Source organism: Providencia lanzhouensis (assembly GCF_050469745.1).
In the GTDB taxonomy this organism is placed as follows: domain Bacteria; phylum Pseudomonadota; class Gammaproteobacteria; order Enterobacterales; family Enterobacteriaceae; genus Providencia; species Providencia lanzhouensis.
On record NZ_CP174123.1, the window covers coordinates 2,256,860 to 2,275,580 of the forward strand.

General features: G+C 43.5%; 21 protein-coding genes. 10 read left to right on the top strand and 11 right to left on the bottom strand.

What is annotated here, in order from left to right:
- Positions 1 to 7 precede the first annotated feature (7 nt).
- Genes ACIH2S_RS10635 through ACIH2S_RS10645 form a run of 3 tightly spaced genes read left to right on the top strand, consistent with a single transcriptional unit; the run spans position 8 to position 2,356 of the window.
- Positions 8 to 712 carry an energy-coupling factor transporter transmembrane component T gene (locus tag ACIH2S_RS10635; protein ID WP_195848030.1) on the top strand — a complete coding sequence of 235 codons (705 nt, stop codon included), beginning with the start codon at positions 8 to 10 and terminating at the stop codon, positions 710 to 712.
- On the top strand, positions 703 to 1,569 hold the full coding sequence (locus ACIH2S_RS10640) for an energy-coupling factor ABC transporter ATP-binding protein (protein ID WP_349487854.1): 867 nt from the start codon (positions 703 to 705) through the stop codon (positions 1,567 to 1,569). Before ACIH2S_RS10635 ends, ACIH2S_RS10640 begins: the two co-directional genes overlap by 10 nt.
- A complete protein-coding gene (locus tag ACIH2S_RS10645; protein ID WP_108478042.1) occupies positions 1,556 to 2,356 on the top strand; it encodes an energy-coupling factor ABC transporter ATP-binding protein in 801 nt (266 codons plus the stop codon). Before ACIH2S_RS10640 ends, ACIH2S_RS10645 begins: the two co-directional genes overlap by 14 nt.
- A 68-nt stretch (positions 2,357 to 2,424) precedes the next feature.
- Here ACIH2S_RS10645 and purC read toward each other — a convergent pair whose 3' ends face one another.
- The 4 genes from purC to dapA form a co-directional block, all read right to left on the bottom strand.
- A complete protein-coding gene (purC, locus tag ACIH2S_RS10650) occupies positions 2,425 to 3,138 on the bottom strand; it encodes a phosphoribosylaminoimidazolesuccinocarboxamide synthase (protein WP_036953240.1) in 714 nt (237 codons plus the stop codon).
- 309 nt (positions 3,139 to 3,447) lie between these two features.
- The gene (locus ACIH2S_RS10655; protein WP_230480549.1) at positions 3,448 to 3,906 is read right to left on the bottom strand and encodes a hypothetical protein; all 459 of its coding nucleotides are present in this window, start codon (positions 3,904 to 3,906) and stop codon (positions 3,448 to 3,450) included.
- A 302-nt stretch (positions 3,907 to 4,208) separates the two neighbouring features.
- Entirely contained in the window at positions 4,209 to 5,261 is a 1,053-nt protein-coding gene (bamC, locus tag ACIH2S_RS10660) for an outer membrane protein assembly factor BamC (protein ID WP_108478040.1), read from the bottom strand.
- A gap of 16 nt (positions 5,262 to 5,277) precedes the next feature.
- Complete coding sequence (dapA, locus tag ACIH2S_RS10665) at positions 5,278 to 6,186, bottom strand: 4-hydroxy-tetrahydrodipicolinate synthase (protein ID WP_051422710.1); 909 nt, start codon at positions 6,184 to 6,186, stop codon at positions 5,278 to 5,280.
- A gap of 248 nt (positions 6,187 to 6,434) precedes the next feature.
- Between dapA and ACIH2S_RS10670 the strand changes: the two genes are divergently transcribed.
- Both ACIH2S_RS10670 and bcp read left to right on the top strand, forming a co-directional pair.
- A complete protein-coding gene (locus tag ACIH2S_RS10670) occupies positions 6,435 to 6,992 on the top strand; it encodes a glycine cleavage system transcriptional repressor (RefSeq protein ID WP_036953236.1) in 558 nt (185 codons plus the stop codon).
- 14 nt (positions 6,993 to 7,006) lie between these two features.
- Positions 7,007 to 7,477: a thioredoxin-dependent thiol peroxidase gene (gene bcp, locus ACIH2S_RS10675; RefSeq protein ID WP_321146308.1), complete on the top strand. Its 471-nt coding sequence runs from the start codon at positions 7,007 to 7,009 to the stop codon at positions 7,475 to 7,477.
- 77 nt (positions 7,478 to 7,554) lie between these two features.
- Here bcp and ACIH2S_RS10680 read toward each other — a convergent pair whose 3' ends face one another.
- Positions 7,555 to 8,637: an AI-2E family transporter gene (locus ACIH2S_RS10680; protein WP_108478038.1), complete on the bottom strand. Its 1,083-nt coding sequence runs from the start codon at positions 8,635 to 8,637 to the stop codon at positions 7,555 to 7,557.
- Between the two features lie 143 nt (positions 8,638 to 8,780).
- On the opposite strand from ACIH2S_RS10680, the gene ACIH2S_RS10685 reads away from it, so the two are divergent.
- Both ACIH2S_RS10685 and arsC (ACIH2S_RS10690) read left to right on the top strand, forming a co-directional pair.
- Positions 8,781 to 10,247 (top strand): beta-barrel assembly-enhancing protease, encoded by a 1,467-nt coding sequence (locus ACIH2S_RS10685; RefSeq protein ID WP_036953230.1) that lies wholly within the window; start codon positions 8,781 to 8,783, stop codon positions 10,245 to 10,247.
- Positions 10,248 to 10,259: 12 nt separating this feature from the next.
- Positions 10,260 to 10,616, top strand: coding sequence for an arsenate reductase (glutaredoxin) (gene arsC, locus ACIH2S_RS10690; protein ID WP_036953228.1), 357 nt, complete (start codon positions 10,260 to 10,262; stop codon positions 10,614 to 10,616).
- A 50-nt stretch (positions 10,617 to 10,666) separates the two neighbouring features.
- On the opposite strand, the gene hda is transcribed toward arsC (ACIH2S_RS10690), so the two are convergent.
- The 3 genes from hda to upp form a co-directional block, all read right to left on the bottom strand.
- Positions 10,667 to 11,368, bottom strand: a complete 702-nt coding sequence (gene hda, locus ACIH2S_RS10695; protein WP_036953226.1) for a DnaA inactivator Hda — start codon at positions 11,366 to 11,368, stop codon at positions 10,667 to 10,669.
- A gap of 130 nt (positions 11,369 to 11,498) precedes the next feature.
- On the bottom strand, positions 11,499 to 12,794 hold the full coding sequence (uraA, locus tag ACIH2S_RS10700) for a uracil permease (protein WP_196712397.1): 1,296 nt from the start codon (positions 12,792 to 12,794) through the stop codon (positions 11,499 to 11,501).
- A gap of 75 nt (positions 12,795 to 12,869) precedes the next feature.
- Entirely contained in the window at positions 12,870 to 13,496 is a 627-nt protein-coding gene (gene upp, locus ACIH2S_RS10705; RefSeq protein ID WP_036953223.1) for a uracil phosphoribosyltransferase, read from the bottom strand.
- Positions 13,497 to 13,813: 317 nt separating this feature from the next.
- On the opposite strand from upp, the gene purM reads away from it, so the two are divergent.
- Positions 13,814 to 14,854 (top strand): phosphoribosylformylglycinamidine cyclo-ligase, encoded by a 1,041-nt coding sequence (gene purM / locus ACIH2S_RS10710; protein WP_036953221.1) that lies wholly within the window; start codon positions 13,814 to 13,816, stop codon positions 14,852 to 14,854.
- Positions 14,854 to 15,492: a phosphoribosylglycinamide formyltransferase gene (gene purN / locus ACIH2S_RS10715; RefSeq protein ID WP_108478034.1), complete on the top strand. Its 639-nt coding sequence runs from the start codon at positions 14,854 to 14,856 to the stop codon at positions 15,490 to 15,492. The genes purM and purN overlap by 1 nt, the downstream gene beginning before the upstream one ends.
- Positions 15,493 to 15,677: 185 nt before the next feature.
- On the opposite strand, the gene arsC (ACIH2S_RS10720) is transcribed toward purN, so the two are convergent.
- From arsC (ACIH2S_RS10720) to ACIH2S_RS10730, 3 genes are read right to left on the bottom strand one after another with little or no spacing between them, the layout of a single operon-like run.
- Positions 15,678 to 16,103, bottom strand: a complete 426-nt coding sequence (gene arsC / locus ACIH2S_RS10720) for a glutaredoxin-dependent arsenate reductase (protein WP_036953217.1) — start codon at positions 16,101 to 16,103, stop codon at positions 15,678 to 15,680.
- A 12-nt stretch (positions 16,104 to 16,115) separates the two neighbouring features.
- Complete coding sequence (locus tag ACIH2S_RS10725; RefSeq protein ID WP_108478033.1) at positions 16,116 to 17,405, bottom strand: arsenic transporter; 1,290 nt, start codon at positions 17,403 to 17,405, stop codon at positions 16,116 to 16,118.
- A 45-nt stretch (positions 17,406 to 17,450) separates the two neighbouring features.
- Positions 17,451 to 17,771, bottom strand: coding sequence for a metalloregulator ArsR/SmtB family transcription factor (locus ACIH2S_RS10730; protein WP_108478032.1), 321 nt, complete (start codon positions 17,769 to 17,771; stop codon positions 17,451 to 17,453).
- Positions 17,772 to 18,118: 347 nt separating this feature from the next.
- Here ACIH2S_RS10730 and ACIH2S_RS10735 point away from each other — a divergent pair, with 347 nt between their 5' ends.
- Positions 18,119 to 18,706: a LysE family translocator gene (locus tag ACIH2S_RS10735; protein ID WP_108478031.1), complete on the top strand. Its 588-nt coding sequence runs from the start codon at positions 18,119 to 18,121 to the stop codon at positions 18,704 to 18,706.
- Positions 18,707 to 18,721 lie beyond the last annotated feature (15 nt).

Consider the following 18,721-nt stretch of genomic DNA (forward strand, 5'->3'; position numbering starts at 1 on the left):
GGTTAGGATGCACCCTTTTACTTCATTGGCCTTATGGTTCTGGTTTAGCGCTAGCACATTGATGCTACCGCTAGGCTGGGGATTAGTTATCGTTGCTTTCGCTACCCTTGCCGCAGTCATCTTGCGCTCAGCATCATTCCATCGCTGGAAATTTATCGCGGGAATAATGTTACCAATGGCGGTAGGACTTTGGCTAATCCACGGAGGGTGGCTAAGTGAATTATTAACAGGCTCACCGCCACAAGCCCTTCAGCAGCAAAAAGCCATGGCTTTATGGCTGCGTCTGCTCGCCATCATTAGTGCCTCTCAGTTATGGCTACAGTATGTTCCCACTGAACGGTTTATCCGAGCGCTATTTGCCAGTCGCCTCCCGGCCAGCTTTGCCTATGTGCTTGCGGGTCCACTTTTACTTGTTGAACAACTTCGTCAGCAGCTTGCCACGATTCGTGAGGCTCAGCTTGCCCGAGGGGTTCCCTTAGATGGCCACTTTTGGCAACGATTAACGACGTTACCCGCCCTATTGCTTCCCCTGGCGAGCCAAGCACTCAGTGAGCTAACTGTCCGCAGTGCAGCCCTTGATATGCGAGGTTTTCGCTACACTCGCCATCGCACCACATTGAATAAACCTGCGGATAGCCGCCTTCAATATGCATTGCGTCTTGGCTTATTAGCACTAATCGTGATTGAAGCAGGGGTGGCGCTATGTTGGTAAACATGATGGAAAATAGGGTGGTAAGTCTACAGCAACTAACATTTACGCCTCAAGACAGCGAGAAACCTATTCTGTCAGACATTAACCTAGCCCTATCACACGGAAATTGGCATTGTGTGTTAGGCGGAAATGGCAGCGGAAAAACCACATTAGCCCAACTATTAGCGGGTTGGTTGCCTGATCAGCTAACCGGAAATATCACGGGTAATGGCATGATCCTTGCTCAACCATTAGGGGAGCAATCTTTAGTTGAACTCTCTATTGAGCGTCAACTCGTGCAACAATCTCCGCAGTTACAACTCTCTGGCTGTACGTTTACCGTTGAGCAAGAAGTAGCTTTTGGTCCCGAAAATTTAGGGCTTCCGCCTGAAGAAATCGTTCAACGGGTTGAACAGGCTCTTGAGTTAACATTCAGCCAAAATTTACGCACTCGTCACCCGGCAACACTCTCCGGCGGAGAAGCTCAGCGCATTGTATTGGCGAGTGTTCTTGCTATGCAACCTCGATTATTACTATTAGATGAAGCCTTTAGCCGCTTAACGCCCGTAGCCACACATCGATTACTCACCCAGTTAAAAAATTACAGTGAACAAACCGGCTGTTGTGTAATTTTGTTCGAACGGCATTTACTGCCAGCTCTGCATTTTTGCGAAGATTTTTCGTTGCTGGAACAAGGCAGTATTACTGCTCAAGGGAATATTGACGCCATATTTTTACCCGCACAGCAGACAATCAATATGCCCGATGCATGGCGTGTTGTCGGGAAATTAATGGAGCGTGGTAGTTGGCACTCCCCGGTGCCTCGCAATGAACAACAACTGATTCAAAGTATTGAGGCGTGTTATGCTGCAAATTAATCAATTAAGCTTTCAATACACTCCGAAAACCGCACATGCCATTGAGGATCTCACACTGACAATTCACTCTGGGGAATGGGTGGCATTGGTGGGAGACAATGGCGCAGGCAAATCCACCTTATTGCGTTTAATGGCCGGTTTATTGCTGCCTTCACAAGGGGAAATCGATTTTAATCAACAACCTCTCAGTGGATTGAAAGCAGCAAAACGCGCTCCGCAGATTGGGATTTTATTCCAAGAGGCTGAAAAACAGATTTTTCATAGCACGGTGAAAGATGAAATTATGTTTGGATTACGCCGCCAAAAATTATCCTCATCGGATATCGCTGAAAAATTAAAGCGAGCTTTAACACTCTGCCATTTAACAGATGTTGCGGATAAACACCCGCTTGATTTACATTCCGCTCAGCGGCGCATGGTCGCAGTGGCCTGTTTAACCGCTATTCAGCCTAAATTACTGCTGTTAGATGAGCCAAGCCGTGATTTCGATACACAGTGGTTAGGGTATTTTGAGCAATGGCTCGATTATCAAAAACAATTGGGTGCTACGGTTGTCACGATCAGTCATGATTTGGATTTTGTGGCTCGCCATTTTGCGCGTGCGCTACATTTATCCCAAGGTCGCTTAGTGGCAGATGGTAATATTGAGACGGTATTACGCCACTCTGAGTTACAGCCAGATTCTGTTTTACCTTCCCCAACTTTGCATTCTCTCAGCCATCAGCTAAATCTACCTATCGAAAACCAAGCTGAGCGTTGGGTTCAGCGATTTCTGGCACAGTCATGATTTGAAGACAAAAAAATAGCCTGCTGTTGGCAGGCTATCATTCTTCATATTAGCGAAGCTTTAGAAACTTAATCGAGTTTAACGCCGATACGACGAGCGACTTCTTCATAAGCTTCAATCAAGCCACCAAGGCTTTGACGGAAACGGTCTTTGTCCATTTTGTTCAGGGTTTCTTTATCCCACAAACGGCTACCGTCTGGAGAGAATTCATCACCCAGCACAACTTCACCTTTAAATAGACCAAACTCAAGTTTGAAATCGACTAAGATAAGACCTGCGTCCGCAAAAATCTTGCTTAAAACATCGTTCGCTTTGTAGCTCAGTTCGCGCATTTTCGCTAAGTTTTCTTTGCTCACCCAACCAAACGTTTCGCAGTAAGACTCGTTCACCATTGGGTCATGCTTAGCGTCATCTTTCAGGAATAAGTCGAACAGAGGCGGGTTTAAAATCATCCCTTCTTCAACCCCAAGGCGCTTAACCAGAGAGCCTGCCGCACGGTTACGGATAACGCATTCAACCGGCACCATATCCAGTTTTTTAACCAATGCTTCAGTGTCAGATAATAAGGCTTCCATCTGTGTAGGAATGCCTGCTTCTTGCAACTTAGTCATGATGAAATGGTTAAATTTGTTATTAACCATTCCCTTACGGTCAAACTGTTCGATACGCTCGCCATCGAGTGCTGATGTATCATTACGGAACTCCAGAACTAATAAATCTGGATCCTCTGTGGTATAGACCGTTTTTGCCTTGCCACGATACAACTCAGCTTTCTTTTGCATCTTAAACACTCCAGGGATGTGATTACACTCAATAGAAATCAACCTGCACAGCAGATTCAGATAAGTAACAGTAGAATAGAACGCTAAAAATAGCGGGTTCATTGTTAATTTTCTGCTCTGATTCAGTCAGTTATCCCAAAAACATTGATACAGCGCTAACTAACTGATATTCAATATTTTATGATTAACTGCTAATTATGATAATAAAATTCTCTCGCATACGCAAACGATTACTTAGCTGCAAATACTGATTTTTTGTCCATTTGTTTCACTGAGAATTTTATGAAGGATAGATGTGCAGATGGGTAGTTAAAGTAATGGATGTTTGCTGATTACAATCAGTTTGTGGGTATATACGTCGATATCTCTACCCCAAAGTTGATTAATCCACTGACTAAAGAATTCAGCCTCAGTATGGATTTGCGTTAGTGGCCTGTCTTCGAGCGTACCATCGGAAGCATAAATATAATAGCCTTGATAAAATGCCCAAGAAATCATGATTTCCCAGAAGCGTTGCCCATCACGAGTATGCTCTTCATCCGTTACCATGATGCTATGATTGTCGAGTAAATGAATGAAAAATACTCGAGGTAAATCGCCAATATTATTCCGGTGTAGATGGGATATAGTGCGCCAAACTTTAATTTGCGTGCATGTGGTTTCACCAAAGACAATATCCGTACGCAGTTTCAATTCTAGCAAATATATCGTTTCTGGCTCTTCTCCAGTAGTCACCATCCGATATTGGTTTTTCTTACATGATTTCATTAATCGGTATCCTTGAGGTACCACATAATTTGGTAAATCAAAAACAGTGGACCCCTCCTCTAGAAAACTTCTTGTATGAGCAATATTATTTAATGAATTTAGTAAATTATCATTAAAGCTTGTCCCAGCAATTCTTCTTGGCATCGTTATATTATTCCTACTATCCATTGGTTTCGATGCGCTATTATCCATAACTTTTCTTTCACTGTTAGCCATTAGAGCCTGAAGTTTATCCGAAAAAAAACGCCATCCCATAGGACGGCGTTTTCACTTGATAGAACAAATAAGTTAGCTATATAAAATTATTTTTTAGCCGGTGCTTTACTGAAAGCGGCTTTCAGTGCGGCGACCATTTCATCATTCTGTTTCTGAGTTAATGGCACGCCTTTAGTGTTGATAAACTGTAGGCTACTACGGTTATTCAAATCACCCACTTGGACTTTATAGTCATCTTCAGGTACCGATGGGTCATCAATACCCAGCGCTTGCCACTCAGAGCTGCTCAAGCCTTTGTAAGTCACCATGACGGAACCTGCTGAGCGGCTACGGTCACCCACTTTCATACCAACACTTTCTAATGCGTGAGGTAAACGCTCCCAAACTGCATCGTACGGTGCACGAACGATAACCACTGGTAAGCCAGTGTCATTGCTACCTGTTTGAACATCAATGATGCCATAGGCGCTTTGCAAGCTATTTTTGCTTGAGGTATCACGCAGTGTGTACAGAGCGTCGGTTAAATCGTTTAATAACAGTTTGTTATAGCGTTGAATTTCCGCTGCATCTGTTACCGTTTCATCACCTTGGCGTAAGCCTAAGTTAGTCACTGTTAATGCAATCATGCCATTTTCTGGCTGAACAGTGACTTTATGACGGCTCTCTAATGGGACGTTTTCGTCTGCACGATCCCATTTAATCCAGTCAGTTTCGATAGAGCGAGAACCATCGTTCTTCGTAGAGACTGGGATGCCACGCTGTTCTAAAATCATGGTCACTTGTGACCATAAAGCATTATTTTCAGGAGTATTATCTAGCAACAAACGGCTGGCTTCTGCACTGTTTTCAGTGCGTGAACCTGCTAATTGTGAAATCGTCAGTACTGGTGGGCGAATATCTAACGCTTTCCCAACCGCCCCTGTTGAGGTGGTTTTAGGAATGTCATATTCTCCATTAGTTGCTGGTAAAGTGATCCCCTGTGGCGCATTCAGCACTTTCAATGGCGCAGCATTAAGATATTCCTCATCACCACTAACCTGACGTTTATAGCGCTGATCGCTGGAGCAGGCTGCCAGTAACACGACAAGTGACAGGCCAGCAACCTTCATAACCTTCGATTTTTGCAATAATGTTGCCATTAAAATTCCCTAAATTTTACAGTAAACCCGCGAGTTTCAAGGCATCTTCAACCTTTTGCTGTCCAGATACAGTTAACGGTGTCATTGGTAACCGTAAAGTATCATCCGCAATAAGACCTAAACGATGACAAGCCCATTTCGCAGGGATTGGATTCGGCTCAACAAATAACTGATGATGAAGTCCCATCAGCTGTTTATTCAATTCACGGGCCTCAGTATATTTGCCCGCAAGCGCTAAGTCACACATTTTTACCATCTGCGCAGCCGCGACGTTGGACGTGACCGAAATGACGCCCTTTCCACCGAGTTGCATAAAATCAAGTGCGGTCGCATCATCGCCAGAAAGTAGAACAAAATGGTCATCAACCAATTCTTTGATTTGATGAACCCGTGCTAAGTTCCCTGTGGCTTCTTTAATTGCCACAATATTCGCCAATTTCGCCAAGCGGCCCACAGTTTCAGGTAATAAATCACATCCAGTGCGCGATGGTACATTATAGAGAACTTGTGGCAAGCTGGTGTTTTCTGAAATAGCTTTAAAATGCTGATATAAACCTTCTTGTGACGGTCTATTATAATAAGGTGTTACTGTTAGGCACGCAACTACACCACTGTTTTCAAACTCATTTGTTAGTGAAATCGCTTCTGCGGTTGCATTTGCACCTGTTCCCGCAATAATTGGGATACGTCCATCAGCTAACTCAAGCGTCGCTTTCACTACATCAACATGCTCTTTATGGTTTAATGTTGCTGATTCCCCCGTTGTTCCCACTGACACAATCGCAGAGGTTTTGTTTGCGACATGGTAATCCACCAGTTGTTTCAAGCTTTTTCTATCAACGTTACCCGCTGAATCCATTGGTGTGATCACAGCAACAATACTGCCTTGTAAAAAGTCTTTGTAGTTTACGTTTTGATTAGCCATCGCAATGCCCCCTAAATAGTGAGTTTCCATGTTACGTTTTCATTTCACAGAAGAAAACCACCCAAACGCAAGATTTTAATGAATTTTGTTAATGCCGATGACATTAACTTAAATAGAAGTAATAATTCAGCCATATTTGTCGCAAGAGTGAATCGCCCCACTTGGCAGATTCACAATTTTATGGTTTCCTTACCACCATCCTGAGTCAATATCATTGACCTAAATTTAGTCAAAATAAGGAAGATACTTTGCCTAAGACTGAACCGCAATTTCTTGTTATTACTGCGCTGGGAACAGATCGTCCGGGCATTGTGAATACAATTACACGCCTTGTCAGTGAATGTGATTGTAATATTGAGGATAGTCGACTCGCTATGTTTGGCGAGGAATTTACTTTTATAATGATGTTATCCGGCAGTTGGAATGCTATCACGCTTCTAGAAGCGATTTTACCGACTAAAGGGGCTGAGTTAGATTTGCTGATTGTTATGAAACGCACGCATAGTGTACAAAAAACCTACTATCCGTCTACTGTAACTGTGAATGTGATGGTGGACGATGCGCCGCGTATTATTGAACAGTTTACCAATTTGTTTACCACTCAACAGTGCAACATCGCAGAATTAATTTCTAAAACACAGCCTGCAAATGATACTCAACCGGCTCAATTGGAAATTCAAATTACAGCCCATGACCCACTGGATGATAATGGCATAATTATAAAGAATAAATTTCAACAACTATGTACAATGCTAAATGCCAAAGGCAACATCAGTATTGTTAACAACCCCAAAATGCAGAGTTAACGGAGATATATGTAATGAACCCATTGAAAGCCGGTGATAAGGCACCTCAATTTAGCCTTCCTGACCAAGATGGTGAAATCATCAATCTTTCTGATTTCCAGGGTCAACGCGTATTAGTTTACTTTTATCCTAAAGCGATGACACCAGGCTGTACAGTTCAAGCATGTGGACTGCGTGATGAGATGGATACACTAAAAGCAAAAGGTGTCGAAGTTTTAGGTATTAGTACAGACAAACCAGAAAAATTGGCTCGTTTCGCTGAAAAAGAGTTATTAAACTTCACACTGTTATCCGATGAAGATCATCAAATTTGTGAACAATTTGGTGTGTGGGGTGAAAAACAATTTATGGGTAAAACTTATGACGGTATCCACCGCATTAGTTTCCTTGTCGATGCAAATGGTACCATCGAGCACGTATTTGACGATTTTAAAACCAGTAATCACCATGAAATCGTATTAGCGTACATCAACGCTAACACCTAATACTGATACATAGTGACTAAAACCTAATCACTAAAAAGGGTTGCTTATTTTGCAACCCTTTTTTCTTATTGGCTCTTTTAGCCTTCTGTTTTTTCTATTGTTTCACTATCACTCAAATCTTGTGGCCACGCGTTAATTACCGCTTTGATTAAGGTTGCGAGCGGGATCGCAAAAAATACGCCCCAGAATCCCCATAAACCACCAAAAATCACCACCGACAAGATAATCACGAGTGGGTGTAAGTTCACGGCTTCTGAGTACAACAGCGGCACAACGATGTTACTGTCTAGCCCTTGGATCACCAGATAAACAATAAACAGTGACCAGAACTCCGTGCCAATGCCCCATTGGAATAGTGCGACTAAAACCACCGGAATGGTGGCTGCCACTGCACCGATGTACGGGATCAAAACAGAAACGCCAACCAATACCGATAACAGCACTGAGTAACGCAAATCAAAATAGGCAAAACCAATATAGGTACAGACGCCAACAATCACCATTTCCGTGACTTTACCACGTAAATAGTTGGTAATTTGTTGATTCATTTCCAACCAGACTTTACTCACTAACTGGCGATTTTTTGGAAGAAGTTTAACAAAGCTTTTGGTGATCTTTTCTTTATCTTTTAGTAAGAAAAACATCATTAATGGCACTAAAACCAGATAGACGGCTAACGTAAAAATACCAATTAATGAAGCGACTGACGCTTTTACCACAGACTCCGCAACAACTGACAACCTACTGCGCACATTATCTGCCATCATATCAATGATGCCAGCATCAACTAGTGCAGGATATTGCTCCGGTAATCGGCGAGCAAACTCGCTAAAGCGATTGACCATGTTAGGCAAATCCGCCACGAGGTTAATCCCTTGTTGCCACGCTGTTGGTGCAATAATTAAGATCACCATGGCACTTATTCCAGCAAACAAGGTCAAAATGATGCTAACCGCTAAAACGCGGGATAAACCAAGTCGTTGGAGTAAATGTGTTGGCCATTCAAGTAAATATGCTAAGACAATTGCGACTAATAATGGAGCCAGTATACTGCTGAAAAAAAAGATGACCAGAAAGCCAATAACCAGCAAACTAAACAAGGCAACTGCTTGCGGGTCAGCAAAACGCCGACGGTACCATTGTAAAAACATTTCTAACATTCATTGGCTCCTGGGAATGTAAAACAAAGACAGTTCCTAAATTAAAGAAAATTATACCGAATAACAGATTTTACGATAGCTTTTGCTATCATATCTCCCAATTAATTCGTATTTTCTGTAGGTAATAAGTGAAGATATGCACTATGACTAAAAAATTGAAATATCCACTGCTCGCTATCCTGATGTCCGCACTTATCCATGGTGCTGTATTACCTGCCTATAGTGCTGTTGAAGATACCCTACCCGATATCGGTACAACCGCGGGAGGTACTCTCAGCATTAACCAAGAAATCATTATGGGTGATGCCATCACTCGTCAAATTCGAGGAAGTACTCCTCTTATTTATGACCCCTTACTAACTCAGTATGTGAATAAGCTGGGGCAACGTTTAGTGACGAATGCCGATTCTGTCAAAACGCCATTTAAGTTTTACCTAGTCAATAACCCGAATATTAACGCTTACGCCTATTTTGGCGGTAACGTGGTTCTTCACTCTGCGCTATTTCGTTATAGCCAAAATGAGAGCCAGCTTGCTTCCGTTATGGCGCACGAAATCTCTCACGTCACCCAGCGCCATCTGGCGCGAATGATGGAAGACCAGAAAGCCACAACACCGTTAGCTATCGCGGGGACTATCGGTTCTCTATTACTGGTGATGGCGAACCCGCAAGCCGGTTTTGCCGCATTAACGGGAACATTCGCAGGAATGCAGCAAGGGATGATCAGCTTTACACAAGCCAATGAACAAGAAGCTGACCGTATTGGTCTGCAAACATTGCGTCGTTCTGGGTTTGACCCTCATGCCATGGCTGATTTTATGCAAATCATGTCTGACCAAACCCGCTATATGTCTAAACCGCCAGAAATTTTGCTGACTCACCCCTTACCAGACAGCCGTTTAGCCGATGCCCGTAACCGTTCAAACCAATATCCGAAAGTCCATGCCCCATCTTCATTAGACTTTATGTTGGCACGCGTTCGTATTTTGTCTATGTACAGCCCTGCGGATCAACGCAATGCGCTGGACCAAATCATCGAAAACTACAGTAAAGGTAATGCTCAAGAGCAAATGGCCGCGAAGTACGGTAAAGCATTATTGTTATCTCAAGATAAAAAATACAGCGAAGCGGGCGTGATTATTTCTGAATTGTTAGCCAAACAGCCGGATAACCCATGGTTTATCGATTCCATGACCGATATCGATATTGAGCAAAAACAAGTCGGTAAAGCGGTCGCACGTTTGCAAGATGCATTAAAAAAATCACCAAAAAATACGGTATTTATTGTCAACCTTGCGAATGCGTATGTCAGCAATGGACAGTATAAAGATGCCACTAATTTATTGAATAAATATACATTTGATTACCCAGACGACCCAATTGGCTGGGATCTGCTTGCCGAAGCCTCCGCAAAACTGGGGGATCGTAATGCAGAACTGGCGGCGTATGCCGAAGGTATGGCACTGCGCGGCAACTATGATACTGCCATCAATTATTTAAGTGAAGCGAGCCGTAAAAGCCGTTTAGGCAGTTATGAACAACAACGTTTTGATGCGCGAATCGATGAACTTACTCGATTAAAAGAGCGCGATAGCAACGCAAAACCGTAAGGAATAAAGATAATGACGGATTCAATTAAAATTTATCACAACCCTCGCTGCTCCAAGAGCCGTGAAACACTGGCTTTATTGCAAGAAAAAGGCATCACGCCGACGGTGGTTGAATATTTAACGACGCCACCTTCAATCGCTGAGATTGAAAAATTGCTGAAGATGCTTGGATTTACCGATGCGCGCCAATTAATGCGCACCAAAGAAGATATCTATAAAGAATTGAAATTAGCGGATAACAGCGTCACTCAAGCGCAGCTTATTCAAGCCATGCATGATAATCCAAAGTTAATTGAACGCCCGATTGTGGTGAAAGGTAAAAAAGCCAAGTTGGGTCGACCACCAGAGCAAGTGCTGGAAATTTTATAAGCAGGCTATTTGGCAGACAATAAATTGGCAGTCGATGGGCTGCCAATTTTTTATAATTTGAGAATGTCTTTAACGAAAGGAATAGTCATTTTACGCTGAGCGACAATCGAGGCGTGATCAAGCTTATTTAAGATATCAAATAAAGTGCCCATCTTTCTGTCTAACCGTTTTAATACAAACCGACAAACGTCTTCAGGCAATTCAAATCCACGAATACTGGCACGTAATTGCAGCGCACAAATTTTGTCTTCATCACTTAAAGGGTGCAGTTTATAAATTTGCCCCCAATCGAGACGAGAGGCTAAATCCGGCAACTTCAAGTCAATCTGGCGCGGTGGGCGATCCCCGGTGATCAGTAAACACGTTCGACCAATTTCTAAAATACGGTTATACAGATTGAAGATGGCCATTTCCCACTCTTCATCTCCCGCGATGCATTGAATATTATCAATACAGACCAGAGAAAGATGTTCCATACCTTCAAGCACATCAGGTACAAAGTAAGCGCGTTTATCCAGTGGCACATAACCCACAGCAACACCTTGCTCAGACAACTCAGCACATGCCGCATGCAGTAAATGACTCTTACCGCCCCCTTCTCTTGACCAGTAATAAATATAACTACCATGAGGCTGATTAATCGCCGTTTTGAGCGCAGAGAGTAATCCCTCATTTTCCCCTGCATAGAAGCTAGCAAAGGTTTCATCATCAGGAAGAGAAAGTGGTAATGAGAGTTGAGATGGTGTATTCAGAAGCGCCTCTGATTGTGCAGTTCAATTAACGCCATTGAGTTTATCATAAATAACAAGAAGAGATGAACAGCCTGGCGGTTAATTGCCGGAGCTTTAGCCACTCCGGCAATCTATTTTACTTAATCGTGACTCATTTTTTATTTTCGTCTAAGACTTTCACTTCAGAAGTCACAAACTGTTTTTCTGGACGAACAAAGGTAATAAAGCGGAACAACAGCGCCATCAGAATACCGACGATTGTCGCCAATGCCATCCCTTTCAGTTCAGCTTGACCAATGTGGATCACTGCACCACTCACACCGATGATTAAAATTACTGAGGTTAAAATCAGGTTTTGTGGTTTGTTATAATCCACTTTCGAATCAATCAGAACACGAATACCCGAAGCTCCGATTACGCCGTACAGTAACAGTGAAACACCCCCCATAACAGGTACTGGCACTAATTGAATCGCAGCCGCTAATTTGCCCACGCAAGAGAGTAAGATAGCGATAATTGCCGCACCACCGATGACCCACGTACTGTAGACCTTAGTAATCGCCATCACGCCGATGTTTTCACCGTACGTGGTATTTGGTGTCGATCCAAAGAAACCCGATAACACAGTAGAGAAACCGTTTGCGAACATAGAACGATGTAAGCCAGGGTTTTTCATTAAGTCGCGCTCAACGATATTCGCTGTCACCACTAAGTGTCCAACGTGTTCCGCAATGACCACTAACGCCGCAGGCAGGATGGTTAAAATCGCAAACCACTCAAAACGCGGTGTATAGAAAGTCGGAATGGCAAACCATGGCGCTTCGATAACTGGCGTAAAGTCAACAATCCCCATAAAGTAGGAAAGTGCATAACCAGAGAGGAAACCAATTAAGATTGGGATAATCGATAAGAATCCACGGAAAACCACCGCACACAAGATAGTGACTGACAATGTGGTGATCGAGATGATTAAGGTGCTTGAATCAACCGCGGCGCCTTCTTTAGGTAATAAGCCCGCCATACCCGCTGCCGTTTGCGCTAATTCCAGACCGATAACCGCGACAATCGCCCCCATCGCTGCGGGTGGGAACATCACATTGATCCAGCCGCGCCCTGCCACTTTGACAATCAACGCTACGATACAGAACAGCACCCCACAGATAATAAACCCGCCAAGCGCTAGCTCATACCCAAGAGGCAGTAAAATTAATACCGGAGAAATAAAGGCGAAGCTCGATCCTAAATAAGCTGGGATTTTGCCCTTACAGATAAATAAATACAGCAGCGTACCGATCCCGTTGAATAACAAAATCGTTGCCGGGTTCACGCCAAACAAAATAGGAACAATAACCGTTGCCCCAAACATGGCAAACAAATGTTGAAAGCTTAATGGAATGGTTTGTAGTAATGGTGGTCTTTCTTCAACACTTATCGTGCGGCGTGTCATGCTCGTCATCCTCTTATGCGTCGTGAATATTCTTTTTTTATCAAAAAAAAGCCGACTCTTCAGTCGGCTTCATTATTATTTAGTACCAAATATCTTATCGCCCGCGTCTCCTAGACCCGGAACAATGTAACCTTCTTCATTTAAGTGTTGGTCAATTGAAGCCGTGTACAGTTCAACGTCTGGGTGCGCTGCTTCTAATGCAGCAATACCTTCCGGTGCAGCAACTAAAACTAAGACTTTAATTGAATTACAGCCGGATTTTTTCAGAAGATCGATGGTTGCAATCATAGAACCACCAGTTGCTAACATTGGGTCTACAATCAGCGCCATGCGCTCATCAATGTTAGAAACTAATTTTTGGAAATAAGGGACAGGTTGTAACGTTTCTTCATCACGGTAAATACCCACTACGCTGATACGTGCACTTGGGATGCTTTCCAATACGCCGTTCATCATACCAATACCCGCACGCAGGATAGGGACTACAGTGATTTTTTTACCTTTAATTTGTTCAATTTCTACAGGACCACACCAACCATCAATTGTTACTTTTTCAGTTTCTAGGTCAGCGGTCGCTTCATAAGTCAGTAGGCTACCAACCTCTGAGGCCAGTTCACGAAAGCGCTTAGTGCTTATGTCATGATCTCGCATCAGGCCGAGTTTATGTTTAACGAGAGGGTGTTTTACCTCAACGATCTTCATGGGTTTCTCCTACTTTTTTAAAACGTCACCGGACAAAAAAATCGCGGGATTATACCGCTTTTTTCCCTCAATGCCACTAGTATCATCTTGATTAAGGTCAAACAATCATCAATCAGGCGTTATTTGCTGAATTAGTATACACATAATATTTTTTATGGTGTAGGCAGCGAATAAAATCATGCGCTTTACGTCACGACATCACGATTTATTGCATCAAATATTTCAGTCAGAAAGCTATCGCAAACGTTTGCGGAGCCTGATAGAATATCGGCAAATGAAGTTATCTTTTCCAAAATGCAATTGCCTTGGGGGCCGTAGTGACTGATAAAACCTCTCTCAGCTATAAAGATGCCGGTGTTGATATTGATGCAGGTAACGCATTGGTTGAACGAATCAAAGGTGTGGTGAAAGAGACTCGCCGTCCAGAAGTGATGGGAGGATTGGGAGGGTTCGGCGCACTGTGTGCCCTACCACAAAAATACCGTGAGCCTGTTTTAGTCTCAGGCACTGACGGTGTGGGAACAAAACTACGCCTCGCGATGGACTTAAAACGTCATGAATCCATCGGTATCGATTTAGTCGCTATGTGCGTCAACGACCTGATTGTCCAAGGTGCTGAGCCACTGTTTTTCTTAGACTATTATGCAACCGGTAAGCTGGATGTGGATACCGCTGCAAGTGTTATCACGGGTATCGCGGAAGGCTGTAAGCAGTCTGGTTGTGCATTAGTCGGTGGTGAAACCGCTGAAATGCCAGGCATGTACCACGGCGAAGATTATGATGTTGCTGGCTTCTGTGTGGGTGTCGTTGAGCGCTCTGAAATTATTGATGGCACAAAAGTCAGTGCGGGCGACGCGCTGATCGCGTTAGCCTCAAGCGGTCCTCACTCTAACGGTTACTCATTGGTGCGTAAAATTCTGGAAGTCAGCAAAACCAATCCAGAAACCACGCAATTAGCGGGCAAACCGCTTGCTGACCACCTGTTAGAACCAACGCGTATCTATGTTAAAAATGTCTTAGAATTGATCGCTAAAAACGACATTCATGCCATTGCACACATTACTGGCGGTGGCTTCTGGGAAAATATTCCTCGCGTTTTACCTGATAACACCCAAGCCATCATTGATGGCAACAGCTGGGAATGGCCTGCGGTATTCGAATGGCTTCAACAAGCAGGTGATGTTACCACTCACGAAATGTATCGTACATTTAACTGCGGCGTCGGTATCATCATCGCTCTGCCTCAAACCGAAGTTGAGTCCGCATTAAAACTGCTGACGACATTAGGCGAAAATGCTTGGCAGATCGGGACAATTGGCGAATTACCTGCGGGTGAAGAGCAGGTTGTTATCCGCTAATGAAAAACATCGTTGTTTTGATTTCAGGCAGTGGCAGTAATTTGCAATCAATGATTGATGCCTGCCAACGCCATGAGATCGATGGGCAAATCGTCGCAGTGGTCAGTAATAAAAGTGATGCTTACGGTTTGGTTCGCGCACAAGAGGCTGGTATTCCAGCCCTTTGTGTTAGCTCAAAAGCGTTCGCCGACCGCCAAGCCTACGATGCTGCACTGTTAGAAGCTATCGAGCAGTATCAACCGGATTTAGTGGTCTTGGCGGGGTTCATGCGTATTTTAACCCCTGAGTTTGTGAAACATTTCACAGGAAAAATGCTGAATATCCACCCTTCTTTACTGCCTAAATATCCGGGGTTACATACTCATCGACGCGCACTTGAGAACGGCGATAAAGAACACGGCACTTCCGTGCATTTTGTCACTGAAGAGCTCGATGGCGGTCCGATTATTTTACAGGGACATGTGCCGGTTTTGCCGCAAGATACTGAAGACGATTTGGTTGAACGCGTTAAACTCCAAGAGCACCTGATTTATCCTCAAGTTATTGCGTGGTTTGTTTCGGGTCGCCTCGTGATGCAAGACGGTAAAGCCCTGCTTGATGGCCAGCCGCTATCAGCGACAGGTTATCAAGCAAATTAATGCGCAGTTAGGTAAGTTTAAATGTATTCGCTCAGATTTGGTTGGCAGGTCTGAGCGAGTAATACAATCTCAGCCATTTGCCCTTTGTAAGAAATGTTTTGTCAGGCAACCCGAGAAGTAGTTTTGATCGGAAAGCGGGCGTCAGTGTGAAATAAACAGACACCCGATAATATTAATTCGAGAAATTATTTCACTCGTTTCCCTGTTTCATCTATAACCCTTTCACCATCCTCTTTAGTAAAAGAACCTTTCTGAGCTTCAGGTAGAATATCCAGCACAACTTCTGAGGGACGACAAAGACGTGTACCAAGCGACGTAATTACAATTGGTCGATTAATCAGAATAGGATGCTGAAGCATAAAATCAATCAACTGCTCATCAGAGAATTTGTCTTCATCAAGACCCAATTTCTCATAAGGTTCAACGTTTTTACGCAGCAATGCACGCACAGAAATTCCCATATCTGAAATTAGTTTAATAAGTTCATCGCGGGTTGGCGGCGCATCAAGATAGTAAATAATCGTTGGTTCATTACCGCTGTTACGTATCATCTCTAGTGTATTACGTGAAGTGCCGCAGGCTGGATTGTGATAAATAGTAATGTTGCTCATATCAATATCTCATTACAAAGTGATAGATAGCCGCCACGCTAGCGCGACCAGAGTAAAAAATAACACTGGTAGGGTCATGATAATGCCGGTACGGAAATAATACCCCCACGTGATTGTCATATTTTTCTGAGCCAGTACATGAAGCCATAACAGTGTAGCAAGACTGCCTATCGGGGTAATTTTGGGGCCTAAGTCGCAACCAATCACATTGGCGTAAATCATTGCCTCCTTGATGACACCAGTTGCAGCACTCCCGTCTATCGACAGCGCTCCAATCAGCACCGTCGGCATATTATTCATCATCGACGATAAGAAGGCGGTCAGGAAGCCAGTACCGAATGTCGCAGCCCATAAGCCTTTATCCGCCAGTATATTGAGTACGGAAGAAAGATAGTCAGTGAGTCCAGCATTACGTAGACCATAGACAACCAAATACATACCCAGAGAAAAAATCACGATCTGCCAAGGCGCACCACGAAGCACTTTCCCAGTATTAATGGCATCTCCCCTCTTGGCTACCACTAGCAATACCACTGCGCCAATAGCTGCTATCGCGCTGACAGGGATCCCCAGTGGCTCCAGAACAAAAAAACCAACTAGCAGGAACAGCAGAACAACCCAGCCAGCCCTAAACGTTGCAGGATCCTTAATCGCACTACTAGGAATTCTCAGCAAGGAAACGTCATATCTGGCAGGGATATCACGACGAAAGAAGAGATGCAGCATAACCAGCGTGGCAGCAATAGCCGCCAAATTCACAGGAACCATCACGGAAGCATACTGCGTAAAGCCCAGACCGAAGAAATCTGCTGAAACAATATTGACTAGATTAGAGACAATCAGAGGTAAGCTAGCGGTATCAGCGATGAATCCTGCCGCCATGACAAATGCCAGTGTTGTTCCCTGACTGAACCCCAGAGCGAGTAACATTGCAATCACAATCGGTGTTAATATCAATGCAGCACCATCGTTTGCAAACAGTGCAGCAACCGCGGCGCCAAGCAGAACAATCCAGGTAAACAGCAGACGACCGCGCCCGTTTCCCCAGCGGGAAACATGCAATGCAGCCCATTCAAAGAAACCAGATTCATCTAGCAGCAAGCTGATGATGATGATCGCAATGAATGCTGCTGTAGCATTCCAGACGATATGCCAGACGACGGGAATATCATCAAATTGTATCACCCCCGTTCCCAAAGCAAGCACGGCTCCAATACTTGCACTCCAGCCAATACTGAGTCCTCTTGGTTGCCAGATGACTAGAACCAACGTCAGTATAAAGATGCTTCCAGCAAGAAACATTTCCAGACTCCTTTATATATGTTTATGCGCATATAATTAAACTTATCAGCAAGACGTACATACGGATTTTTTCAAGCGTTCACGTATATCATCGCGCAAGCAGTGCCATGCCGTCGTTATTGTTTCACTCGCCCATGCGGGAATGTGAGGTGAGAGACGATAGTGAATCCATTTACCTTCTCGACGATCTAGCACCAGCCCAGCCTCACGCAGGATAGCCATATGGCGAGAAATTTTAGGCTGTGATTCAGTAGTAACCACACATATATCGCATACGCACAGTTCACCCGATTCCCGGAGAAGCATAACAATGGTGAGACGAGTTTCATCCGATAAGATTTTAAAAAGCTGAACAGGTTGTAGCATTTTTTACTCCGTTTAGCACACCAAACACATATGGTATACCATATGTGTTTATTTTGAAACCATCAAAACATCTCGTAGGAGCAAACGTAATTATGGCTTGGTTCTGCGCATAAAGTGAGCACGTAAAGCGAATGACAAGACCTTGCTTTTCAACCCCCTGAAAATACGATGGTATTGTCTGATCGATACATGAAACGATAATGTGGAAAAATCAAATACACCTTTAAAGAAAACCGACTTAATTTAGCGTTTTTATTTCTATAACCTATAAAGACTACAGAAACTCAACCGGGTAATAAAAATTCGGTATATTTTTTATTGTGCGTTAATAAGAACGCGGAGAGAAAATGATTCTAATCTTTACTATGTTTATGTTTTCCTTAACGATGTCAATTTCACCAGGTCCTGTCAATATGGTCATTGTCTCTTCAGCGGCAAGCCATGGCGTTAGAAGAACTCTCCCATTTGTTTCAGGCGCCACAATCGGATTTACGTTATTACTTATATTTATCGGATTTGGTTTCTACACAGTCATCGATAAGCATCCACTGTTCCTCAAATACCTCAATATTACTGGATCAGCGTTTATAATATATATCGGTTATAAAATTGCCTCATCTCAGCCTGAGTTAACTTTCAATAAAGTTGATATCCCAAGTTTTACCCATGGTTTTTTGCTTCAATGGCTCAATCCAAAAGCTTGGATAGCTTGCGCTTCAGGGATTGCCTTGTTCTCTGAACCATCAACGCAAACTACACTAATAACCTTTATCATGATCTACTTTCTCGTGTGTTATTTCTCGTTGACTGCATGGGCTATTCTTGGGGACAAAGTTTCAATATTACTGAATAGCACCCAGAGAATTCGCATTTTTAATTTTTTGATGGGGGGAACATTAATTATTACAGCATGCTATCTGCTTTATTCCCAATAACTCAAATTGTCAGCT